We start from the raw sequence: 9,712 nt of genomic DNA on the forward strand, positions 1-9,712 counted from the left end.
GGGCCGACCGACTCACCCTCCACGCCCGGCTCGGGGCCCGGCAAGCTCACCGTCCACCCCGGGCCGGCCGACTCACCCTCCACGCCCGGCTCGGGGCCCGGCAAGCTCACCGTCCACCCCGGGCCGGCCGACTCGCCCTCCCCGCCCGGCTCCGGCTAGCTCGCCTTCCCTGCCCCGGCCCCGCGGACCTCGAGGCCGTCCAGCAGCTCGGCCGTGGCCTGGGCGACGGCCTCCACGGCGCGGTCGAACACCTCCTGGTTGTGGGCGGCGGGGGCGCGGAATCCCGAAACCTTCCGCACGTACTGCAGGGCGGCAGCGCGCACATCCGCCTCGGTGGCCTCTTCGGGCATCGCGGGCGGGCGCAGCGTCTTGATACTCCGGCACATGCCCCCAGTCTCACCCTTTCGGCCCTCGTACGACAGCGACGCCTGCCATGATCGCTCCGAGGCGGCCACCATCCCGGGGCCGACCGACGAGAGGAACTCCTCGTGGCGAACGAACTCACCGTGGCCGTTCTGGGCCCCGGCGGCGTGGGCGGCCTGCTCGCCGCCCTGCTCTCCCGCACCGGCCACCGTGTGATCTGCCTGTCCGGCGAGAAGACCGCCGAGACCCTGCGCACCGACGGCATCCGGGTGCGCAGCGCCCGCTTCGGCGACTTCACGGCCCGCGTCGAGGCGGACACCGAGCTGCGGGAGCCGGTCGACGCGTGCCTGGTCACCGTCAAGCACACGGCCCTGGACGCCGCCCTGGACCGGGTCCCCGCGCCGGTGCTGTCCGACGGCCTCCTCGTGCCGTTCCTGAACGGAGTCGAACACCCGGCGGCCCTGCGCGCCCGCTACCGGCCCGAGCGGGTGGCCCCCGCCGTGGTCCGCGTCGAGTCGACCCGTGTCGCTGCGGGCGTCGTCGAACACGGCAGTCCCTTCGCGGAGATCGACCTGACCGGCACGGACGTACCCAGGCCCCGCCTCGACGCCCTCGCCGATGCCTTCGCCGCGGCCGGTCCGGCCACCCGCGTCCTGGAGGACGAGACGGCGGCCCTGTGGGCGAAGATGTCGTTCCTGGCCCCGTTCGCCCTGCTCACCACCCGCTACGGCCTCCCCCTCGGCGACGTCCGCACCCGCCACCGCGACGAGCTGACCGCCCTGGTGGAGGAGACGGCCGCGATCAGCCGCGCGTGCGGCGGCCCGGCGGACCCGGCACAGGCGCTCGCCCGCTACGACGCCTTCCCGCCGTCCACCAGGTCCTCGATGCAGCGCGACGCCGAGGCGGGCCGGCCCCTCGAACTGGACGCCATCGGCGGGGCGTTGCTGCGCGCGGCCGAGCGGCACGGGATTCCGGCTCCGGTGGCGACCCGGGTGGTGGGTGAGCTGCACCCGTTCGCATGAACCCCAGGAAGGAACTCGCCTGCTAAATTCGAACAGGCGTATCATTGGGTCGTGGCTACGACCTATGACTTTCCGAGTGACCTCCTGGCCGGCCAGGAGGAACTCCATCAGGTCCGGGCCGAGCTGTCGGCCCTGCTGAAGCGGCTCCCGTGGTCGGTGGAGCCACTGGACGGCTTCAGCGACGACAACGGCTGGCGCAAGGTGGAACGGCCCGCCTCCCCCGGCTGGAGCGCGGACGAACAGGCCGAGGTGGAGAAGCTCCGGCAGCGGGAGCACGAACTCGCGGTGTTCGTCAGCACCCACCGCTACTGGTCCGAGCTCGCAGGCTCCGAGCGGGTGGCGGCCCGCTCGGAGCTGAAGCACGCGCACGAGGCTCCGCCGGAGAAGACCGGCGGAGCCTCATGACCGGGCCCGGCTGTCAGCTCGACTCTTGCCCGAGCTCCAGCACTGGCTCCAGCACTGGCTCCAGCTCTAGCTCTTGCCGAGGAGCTTGTTCATCTCGGCGATCTCGGCTTTCTGAGCGGTGACGATGTCGTCGGCCATGCTCTTGGCGTGGCCGTAGCGACCCTTGCTCTGCTCGGTCCGGGCCATCTCCACGGCCCCTTCGTGGTGCTCGACCATCAGGGTCAGGAACTGCACGTCGAAGGCCTTGCCCGTCAGCCTCTCCAGCGCGGCCATGTCCTCGGCGCCCATCATGCCGGGCATACCGGAGTGGCCCGACGCGGAGTGGTCCATGCCGCCGCCGGAGGCCCCGGGGACGTCCTCGCCCCAGCTCTTCAGCCAGCCGGTCATGGTCCGGATCTCGGGATCCTGCGCCTTCTCGATCCGCCCCGCGAGGTCCTTGACCGTGTCCGAGGAGGCCCGGTCACCGGCCAGCCGCGCCATCTCCAGCGCCTGCCGGTGATGCGGGATCATGCCCTGCGCGAAGGCGACGTCCTGGGCGTTGTGGGCGCCGGCGGACGACGGGGCCCCGGTCGGGCTGTGGCTTCCGGCATCGCCGTGACCGGCACCGCCGGCGGCACGGTCGGCACCGTCACCGCCACAGGCGGCGAGAACGACCGCCGCGCTACCCGTCGCCACCACGAGGGCGGCGCGGCGCGCCAGGGTACGGATGCTGTTGCTCATGCGTGAACTCCTGCTTCTGCAAGGAACTGAGGATTGCGGACACGACGGAGGCATCACGCCGTCACCGGTCGGTACCGGCCGGCGTGACGCGTGGTGTCTAAATCCGCAGAAGCTGGAGCTCGGCCAGGGAAGGCGGGGCGCGGGCGTCATCCGAATCCCCGCCCGCATACGCCCGTACGGCGCTGTCCCGCACGACCGCGGGGACGGGGTCGGGAACCAGCGGAGGCAGCACCGGCCCCCCGCCCACGGCACCCGAAGCACAGGTCGCGTCGGCGTGCTGAACGTGCCCGCCGGCGCAGTGCACGTAGGGCACGAGCTGCGTCTGGGTCATGTCGATGCCGGGCGTATGCGTCCGCGGCGTGTGGGACGGGAGGGCATCCGCTTGCTGCGCATGCGTCGGCCCGCGCAGACCACCCCCGGGCGCCAGCCCGTGCATCCCCAGCAAACCCGCCAACAGTCCCAGCACGCACAGCGCCTGCCACCGCCTCAGGGCGGGCCGGGCAGTGCGCTGGCGGGGACTGTTCACGTGCTCATCGTAGAGAAGGGGCCGGAGCCACCGTCGACCCGGGGCGGACGCGCGCACGAGCCTCCTGCGGCTGTGCGATCGCCCGTACCCCCATCAGGTGAACTAGTCCAGGCTTCTACAACCGCGCGGCTCCCCCGGTGGGTCGTACACACGACACGATTGATCCCGAGGGGGACCCATGAGCCAGCAGTACCCGCAGCAGCCCACCCAGCCCCACCCGCAGCAGCCCTTCTACGGTGCCCCGGCGCCCCAGCCGCCGAAGAAGCGCGGCGTGGGCAAGATCGCGGGCCTCGGTTGCGCGGGCATCCTCGCGCTCTTCCTCATCGCCGCCGTCGCCATGGGCGGCGGGGGTGACGACAGCGGCGACACCTCGAACAAGGACAAGGCCGTCACCGCCGACGGCAAACAGGGCAACGACAGCCCCAAGAAGGACGGGCCCGCCGACGAGAAGTCCCAGGCCGAGCAGTTCCGCGGCTGCGTCGCCGAGAACGGCACGGACACGGAGAAGGCCGCGGTCGAACACGTCACGAAGGTGACCGGCGCGGACAAGCGCAACGACATCCTGGACGCGGCGGAGGTGTTCACCGACTTCAGCGGCGGCCTGATGGGCCCCCACCAGGGCGAGGGCAAACTCATCGCCTCAGCGTTCACCTCGTGCTACGAGTCCAAGAACGGCCTCGTCACGGTGTACGACAAGGACGGCGAACTCCTCGCCAACGCGAACTACTGATCCCCGCGCCGGGCGTGGCACGGGAAAGGCCCCCCGGGGACATCCCTGGAGGGCCTCTGCCGCAGAACTCCGTGCTGTGGGCGCGGACGGTTTCGAACCGCCGACATCCTGCTTGTAAGGCAGGCGCTCTACCCCTGAGCTACGCACCCGGGTCCCGGGCCACGCCCAGGACGAGTCGACAGCCTACATTGCCCGGGGCACGGTCCCGCAAACCCGTATCCCGGGGCCGCCGCTGGTCCCGCGCCTGGGGTTATCCCCACCCCCGATCCGGGAGTGGCCCGGATCCCCCTGCGGCCCCCCGATCCATACGGTCGTAGAGCGCCCCAAGGCGCCCGTCGTCCGTCCAGGGGGAGACCGTCATGACCACTCGCACCGCCGCCGCCCGCGCCACCGCCCTCGCCGGTGCCGTCGTCGTGCTCGTCGCCGGGCTCAGCGCCTGCGGGGCGTCCGCCGGGGACGACACGGACCCCGACCACCGGTCCTTCGGCCTCCAGGGCCGCACCCTCACCGTCGACTCGGACGACTCCGCCCTGGAGATCGTCGCCGCCGACGAGAATCCGGCGGGCAAGGTCGAGGTCACCCGCTGGTTCCAGGGGTCGGTCGCCATCGGCAAGGATCCCAAGACCACCTGGTCCCTGCGGGACGACCGGCTGGTTCTGCGGCTGAAGTGCTCCGGCATCGTCGTCGACTGCTCCGCCAAACACCGCATCGAGGTGCCCCGCGGCATCACCGTCAAGGTCGAGGTCGGCGACGGCAGCGTGCGGGCCCGCGGCTTCCACGATCCCCTGAACATCCGCACCGGCGACGGAGCCGTCCGCGTCACGGACACCACCGGCCCCGTCAGGCTGCGCACCGACGACGGGTCGATCCGGGTCAGCGACACCACCGGCCCCCTGCGGATGCGCACCGGCGACGGCTCCATCCGCGCGGACGTGTCCTCCCGCGACGTGCGCACCCACACCGGTGACGGCTCGGTCCGTCTCGAACTCGGCGTCGTACCGGACCGCGTGGAGTCACGCAGCGGCGACGGCTCCGTGACCATCGCGGTGCCCCGGGCCGGCTACCGCGTGACCACCGAGACCGGCGACGGCGGCGTGGATGTGTCCGTGCCCCGCGACGAGAGCAGCGCCCATGTGGTGTCCGCCCGGACCGGCGACGGCAAAGTGACGGTCCGGACAGCGAACTGACCGGCCCGTGTGTTCGTCCTCTACCGGTGGGAGAATGACACCGGGCAGGGTGGACCACAGCACGGGAGAGGGATGTGACGGCGACACCAGTACAGCCGGATTCGCCGTCGGTGCCGCGCGCACACCGCCCGCGTCGCCCCGCTCCCCGTACGCCGGGCCGCCCGCTCCGGGACGCGCTCACCCTGATGACGTTGCCGCTGGTGGCCGCGCTGGCGCTGCCCGCCGCCTTCGCGGGCGGGGGCACCCGGCGCTGGTTCGGCGGCCGGGCCGAGAACCAGCGGGCCGAGGCCCAGGCGGCGAAGGACGCCGCCGCCGCCGCGTTCTACGAGCTCGACACCGCCCAGCGCGATCTGCGCATCTCGATCGAGACGATCACCGCCGTCGACGACTCGCCCGCAGCCCGCCGCGCCGTGGCCGACTTCGACGCCCTCGGCCACCGCATCGACGAGGTCAGCCACCGCTACATCGACGCCGTCGACGCCCACGACCTCGACCGCGACGACCTGGAGGCCTCCGCCGCCTCCCGCGCCCGGGCCGAGCTGACCGCCGCCAAGGAGGAACTCGGCCGGGTCAAACAGGAGCTGGACCGTTTCACCGACGGCCTGGGGCCCCTCCTCGGCAAGGCCGAGACCCAGCTGGCCCGTCTCGCCCCCGCGGTCGAACGCGCCCGCCAGGCCCTGCTCGCCGCCTCCGGAGCCCTCGACTCCGTACGCGCCTCGGGGCTCAAGGCGGACGATCTCGCCGCCCGGCTCGCCGCCCTCTCGCCCGAGCTGACCAAGCTGAACCAGGGCGCCGGACAGCACGGCGTCCCGCAGACCCTGGAGCGGGCCGCGCGGGTCACGCGTGAGGCCGAGGCGGTCCGCGTGGAGGCCGAGCGGCTGCCGGACCGGGCCGCCGAGATCGACCACCGCCTCGTCTCCCTGCGCACTCGCGCCCAGGCCCTCACCACCCGCTCCGAGCAGGTCGAACCGACCCTGAGCGAGCTGCGCCGCCGCTTCACCGCGGCCTGCTGGCAGGACCTGCAGCACGTCCCCGACGCCGCCGCCGAGAACGTCCGCCGGGCCGAGGCCAAGCTGGCCGAGGCCCAGGCCGCCCGCGCCGCACAGCGCTGGGCCGACGCCACGGCCCTGCTGTCGACCGTACGCGCCCTGCTGAACAGCACCGACGAGGCCGTCTCCGCCGCCGGCGACCGGCTGCACCGTCTGAACGCCGTGCAGAAGGATCCCCAGCAGGAGATCGACCGCACCCGTTTCGCCATCCGCGACGCCCAGCGCCTCGCCATGGCGGGCCGCAACACCCCCGACCCGCGCCACGCTCGCCCCCTGGACGACGCCGTGTCCCGCCTGGACCGTGCCGTCTCCGGTCTCGAGGGCCGCCACCCCGACTACTGGCACTTCCTCACGGAGACGGAAGCGGTCCGCCGGGCCGTGGCCCACGTCGTCTCCGGGATCCGCGAGGAGCGAGGGGCCGGACACTGAGCCCGGCCCCCACCCGTTCTCAGGTGCGGTAGGCGTAGTAGTACGCGTTCGGATACGACGCGACGAGGCTCGCCAGCGACCTGCGGAGGGTGTTGTTGGAGTGGTAGGTCACGTACGGCACGCCGCCGCTCTTGTACGTGACGATCATCGTGTGGTCCTTGGACCCGTCCCGGTCGAAGTCCATCTGGAGGACGTCACCGACCTCGAGCTGGAAGACGTTGGCGAGCGGCTGGGTCCGCTTGGAGTTCTGGGCGAACCAGGACCACTCGTTGACGCCGATGAAGGAGTCCGACTGGATCTCGTTGTTGCCGAACCACTTGGTGTAGTCGTACACGTAGCCGGGGGCGTGCTTCCAGCCGCCCGCCTTCAGGGCCTGGCTGACGAAGTTGGTGCAGTCGCCGCCCGCGCCGTGACCGCTGAAGTCCGGGTAGTCCTTGTTGTAGACGTTCCAGTACTTCTCGGCGTAGGCCGCCATGGCCTTGTAGTCGTACGTCGTGCCGGTCTTCGGGGCGGGGGCCGGGTTGCGGGTGATCGCCGCGCGCGGGGCGTTCGGCGTGGTGTTGTCGGCGGCGGTGGTCGCCTTGACGGGGGCCGGCTTGGAGAGCGTGTTCACCGCGAGACCGCCCTCGTCGGCGTCGCGGATGCCGGTGAGCCGCCAGTCGCCCTGCCGGTCGGCCTTGAAGGTCAGCTCGTGCCGGGCCTGGAATCCGGTGGTCTTCGGCGCGTCGCCATGGGCCCCGGCATAGGTCAGGGTCGTGGTCTCGGTGACGTCCGCCTTGGCCGTACGGCCCGTCACCCGCGTGGCGTTCAGGGTGACGGTGGTGCTGGCCTTGCCGTACGTCTCGCCGGCCTTCGCCAGCCTCTCCTTGCGCTGCCCCAGCGCGGACAGGGTGGCGTCCTCGGTGCGTGCCGTGCCCGAGGACAGCGTGACGTCGCCGGAGAAGCCGTCGGTCAGCGGCTTGTCGGCGTCTGCCCGCCCGCCGTCGACCAGGGCGTTGGTGCGGTCGGTGAAGACCGCGTCGGCCAGCCGCTGGAAGGTGGCCTTGGTCCGCGCGTCCACCGTGGGATCGTCGCTGACCGCCGCGCCTGCGCTCCAGTTGGGCAGCAGGGCGACGCCGGCGACGACCGAGGTCGCCGCGGCCCCGAGTATCGTGACGCGACGGCGCGTCCCGCTCAGTTTCCTTGATTTCACTGGTGTTTCCCCTCTTGCCCCGGCCGAAGGGTGGCCGGGGTAGGAGATCTTTGCATGAAGTGTGTGGCCGGTGTGAAGGGTGTTGCGCCGGTTACTTTCGGACCTGATCACTTCACGACCGTCGACCAGTCGGGCGACTGTGCCGGGTCCAGGCCGCGCAGTCGCTGCAGGGTCCCGGGCTTCTGCACGTCGAGCCAGTCGGCCAGTTCCCTGAAGGACACGCACTTGACGTCCTTCTTCGTGCACATCTCCTTGACGACCCGGTCGACGGCCCGCATGTAGATGCCGCCGTTCCAGTCCTCGAAGTGGTTGCCGATGAAGAGCGGGGCACGGCTGCCGTAGTACACGCGGTTGAAGCCGGACATGTAGGAGGCGACGGTCTGCTCTTCCCACTCGGGGTATTTCGCCGGGTCGCCCTCCGTCTCGCCCTCGGACTGGTTGTAGAGGAAGTTGAAGTCCATCGAGAGGCCTTGGTACTTGCCGCCCTCGTACGGGAGCATCTGCAACGGGAAGTCCCAGATGCCGTTCTTCTTGGCGGGCCATATCTGGAAGTCGCCCGCGGAGCTGGCGTCGTAGCGCCAGTCATAGCCCTTGGCGGCCGTCAGCAGGTTCTTCTGGCCCTCCAGACAGGGCGCGCGGCCGCCCGTGACCTCCTTCCTGATGTCGAACGGCAGGGGGTCGACGTCCTCGAAGCCGGTGTTGGTCTTCCACTTCTCGACGAAGTCGTAGAACTGGTCGATCTCGCTCTTCCACTCCGCGACGCTCCAGTCGCCGCCGCCCTTCTTGCCGCAGAAGTGGCCGTTGAAGTGGGTGCCGATCTCGTTCCCGCCCTGCCACGCCTTGCCGAGTTGCTCCAGCGTGGTGCGGATGTGCTCGTCGGTGGGGAAGCTGATCGCCGCCGAGCCCTTGGCGTGCTGGGGCGGGGCGTAGAGGTCCTTCTTGCTCTTGGGCAGGAGGTAGATGCCCGTGAGGAAGAAGGTCATGTGGGCGTCGTACTCCTCGGCCAGCTCCCGGTAGTGCGAGAAGAGCCCGTCGTCGCCCTGCAGCGCGCCGTCCCAGGAGAAGACCACGAACTGGGGCGGCTTCTGGCCCGGTTTGAGCGGCACCGGCTTCAACTGCCCTTTCTGAGGGCCGGTGTAGGAGGTGGAGCCGTCCCCGAGGACCTTCGTCCTGCCGTCCCACCGGGGCTCCTGGTCCGGCTTCGCGGTGGCCCCCTTGCGAGCCCCGGAAGAGGCGGTCGGGGTAGTGGTGTCCGAGCGGGTCAGCGCCACGTAGCCCGCCACCAGGGACGCGACGACGACGAGGGCCGCCAGGGCCAGCACCCCCGGGGGCACGGCGCGGCGGGGTGCACGGGGTCGGCGGCGGCGGCCGGACGGCGAGTTCATGCGCGGCTCATTCTGCGAGGAGGCGGTGGGGGGACGGAACGGGGCCGGGCTCGGGAATCAGCCGATACCCCGGGCACCGGACCAGATGCGGTACGGGACGCTGTCGCCGGGAGAGCCCGCGATGCCGTCCAGCGGCAGGGGTTCGAGGCTCTTGGTGAGGTCGATGCGGTAGGCCACCACGGCCGTCGACACGGAGTTGGCCGTGCCGACGTACCAGGCGGCGGTGTCGTTCTGGGTGGTGCCGGCCTTCCCGGCCACCGTGGCGGTCGTGGCCGCATCCGGGTGGGCGGTGCGGAAGGCGTCCGTGAGGGCGGACTGGACCGCTTCGGCCACGCTCGCCTTCACCGCACGGCGGGTCGCGGGCTTCGTCAGCGCGACCTTGGAGCCGTTGCGGGTGATGCGGGCCACCGAGTACGGCTCGACGTGCTTGCCGGCGGCGGCGAACGTGGCGTATCCGCTCGCCATGCGGATCGCGCTGGGCGTTGCACTGCCCAGGGACAGGGCGGGCACCTGGGGTCCGAAGCTGGAGGAGAGCAGACCCGCCCGCTGGGCGGTGTCCCGCACCGTGTCCAGGCCGGTGTCCATGCCGAGCTGCATGAACGGCGTGTTCACCGACAGGGCGAGCGCCCGGCTCAGACTGATGCGCCCGTAGGACTTCCCGCCGTCGTTGCGGGAGGTGACCTGCTTGCCGCCACGGTCCCAGT

Annotated in this window: 11 protein-coding genes and 1 tRNA gene; 5 read left to right on the forward strand and 7 right to left on the reverse strand. The window is 71.6% G+C overall.

Features of this window, described 5'->3' with window-relative positions:
• Positions 1-155: 155 nt before the first annotated feature.
• Entirely contained in the window at positions 156-386 is a 231-nt protein-coding gene (locus tag ABT116_RS35180) for a DUF2277 domain-containing protein (protein ID WP_351642406.1), read from the reverse strand.
• Between the two features lie 102 nt (positions 387-488).
• Between ABT116_RS35180 and ABT116_RS35185 the strand changes: the two genes are divergently transcribed.
• Positions 489-1,385 (forward strand): ketopantoate reductase family protein, encoded by an 897-nt coding sequence (locus tag ABT116_RS35185; RefSeq protein WP_351642408.1) that lies wholly within the window; start codon positions 489-491, stop codon positions 1,383-1,385.
• A gap of 51 nt (positions 1,386-1,436) precedes the next feature.
• On the forward strand, positions 1,437-1,790 hold the full coding sequence (locus ABT116_RS35190) for a DUF8825 domain-containing protein (protein WP_351642410.1): 354 nt from the start codon (positions 1,437-1,439) through the stop codon (positions 1,788-1,790).
• A 66-nt stretch (positions 1,791-1,856) separates the two neighbouring features.
• Here the strand turns inward: ABT116_RS35190 and ABT116_RS35195 are convergent, their stop codons facing one another.
• Both ABT116_RS35195 and ABT116_RS35200 read right to left on the reverse strand, forming a co-directional pair.
• Entirely contained in the window at positions 1,857-2,510 is a 654-nt protein-coding gene (locus ABT116_RS35195) for a DUF305 domain-containing protein (RefSeq protein ID WP_351642413.1), read from the reverse strand.
• A 97-nt stretch (positions 2,511-2,607) separates the two neighbouring features.
• A complete protein-coding gene (locus ABT116_RS35200) occupies positions 2,608-2,946 on the reverse strand; it encodes a DUF6153 family protein (protein WP_502983987.1) in 339 nt (112 codons plus the stop codon).
• A gap of 268 nt (positions 2,947-3,214) precedes the next feature.
• Between ABT116_RS35200 and ABT116_RS35205 the strand changes: the two genes are divergently transcribed.
• Positions 3,215-3,766, forward strand: coding sequence for a hypothetical protein (locus ABT116_RS35205; RefSeq protein WP_351642417.1), 552 nt, complete (start codon positions 3,215-3,217; stop codon positions 3,764-3,766).
• 77 nt (positions 3,767-3,843) lie between these two features.
• On the opposite strand, the gene ABT116_RS35210 is transcribed toward ABT116_RS35205, so the two are convergent.
• Positions 3,844-3,915: transfer RNA gene (locus ABT116_RS35210), tRNA-Val, on the reverse strand.
• A gap of 210 nt (positions 3,916-4,125) precedes the next feature.
• Here ABT116_RS35210 and ABT116_RS35215 point away from each other — a divergent pair.
• Together ABT116_RS35215 and ABT116_RS35220 are read left to right on the forward strand one after the other, a co-directional pair.
• A complete protein-coding gene (locus tag ABT116_RS35215) occupies positions 4,126-4,953 on the forward strand; it encodes a DUF4097 family beta strand repeat-containing protein (RefSeq protein WP_351642420.1) in 828 nt (275 codons plus the stop codon).
• A gap of 74 nt (positions 4,954-5,027) precedes the next feature.
• Entirely contained in the window at positions 5,028-6,431 is a 1,404-nt protein-coding gene (locus ABT116_RS35220; RefSeq protein ID WP_351642422.1) for a hypothetical protein, read from the forward strand.
• Positions 6,432-6,450: 19 nt separating this feature from the next.
• On the opposite strand, the gene ABT116_RS35225 is transcribed toward ABT116_RS35220, so the two are convergent.
• From ABT116_RS35225 to ABT116_RS35235, 3 genes are all read right to left on the reverse strand, one after another.
• Positions 6,451-7,623 (reverse strand): amidase domain-containing protein, encoded by a 1,173-nt coding sequence (locus ABT116_RS35225; RefSeq protein ID WP_351642424.1) that lies wholly within the window; start codon positions 7,621-7,623, stop codon positions 6,451-6,453.
• A gap of 107 nt (positions 7,624-7,730) precedes the next feature.
• A complete protein-coding gene (locus tag ABT116_RS35230; protein WP_351642427.1) occupies positions 7,731-9,008 on the reverse strand; it encodes a polysaccharide deacetylase family protein in 1,278 nt (425 codons plus the stop codon).
• Between the two features lie 57 nt (positions 9,009-9,065).
• Positions 9,066-9,712: penicillin-binding transpeptidase domain-containing protein (locus ABT116_RS35235; protein ID WP_351642431.1), on the reverse strand; the 647-nt coding region annotated here is incomplete at its 5' end.

Origin of the sequence: Streptomyces sp. NPDC002130 (assembly GCF_040296465.1) — a bacterium.
GTDB lineage: Bacteria > Actinomycetota > Actinomycetes > Streptomycetales > Streptomycetaceae > Streptomyces.

Bases quoted from the DNA above. Each gene is read 5' to 3' on its own strand.
- ABT116_RS35180 (WP_351642406.1), bottom strand. From the start codon at position 386: ATGTGCCGGAGTATCAAGACGCTGCGCCCGCCCGCGATGCCCGAAGAG.
- ABT116_RS35195 (WP_351642413.1), bottom strand. From the start codon at position 2,510: ATGAGCAACAGCATCCGTACCCTGGCGCGCCGCGCCGCCCTCGTGGTG.
- ABT116_RS35200 (WP_502983987.1), bottom strand. From the start codon at position 2,946: ATGCACGGGCTGGCGCCCGGGGGTGGTCTGCGCGGGCCGACGCATGCG.
- ABT116_RS35205 (WP_351642417.1), top strand. From the start codon at position 3,215: ATGAGCCAGCAGTACCCGCAGCAGCCCACCCAGCCCCACCCGCAGCAG.
- ABT116_RS35215 (WP_351642420.1), top strand. From the start codon at position 4,126: ATGACCACTCGCACCGCCGCCGCCCGCGCCACCGCCCTCGCCGGTGCC.
- ABT116_RS35230 (WP_351642427.1), bottom strand. From the start codon at position 9,008: ATGAACTCGCCGTCCGGCCGCCGCCGCCGACCCCGTGCACCCCGCCGC.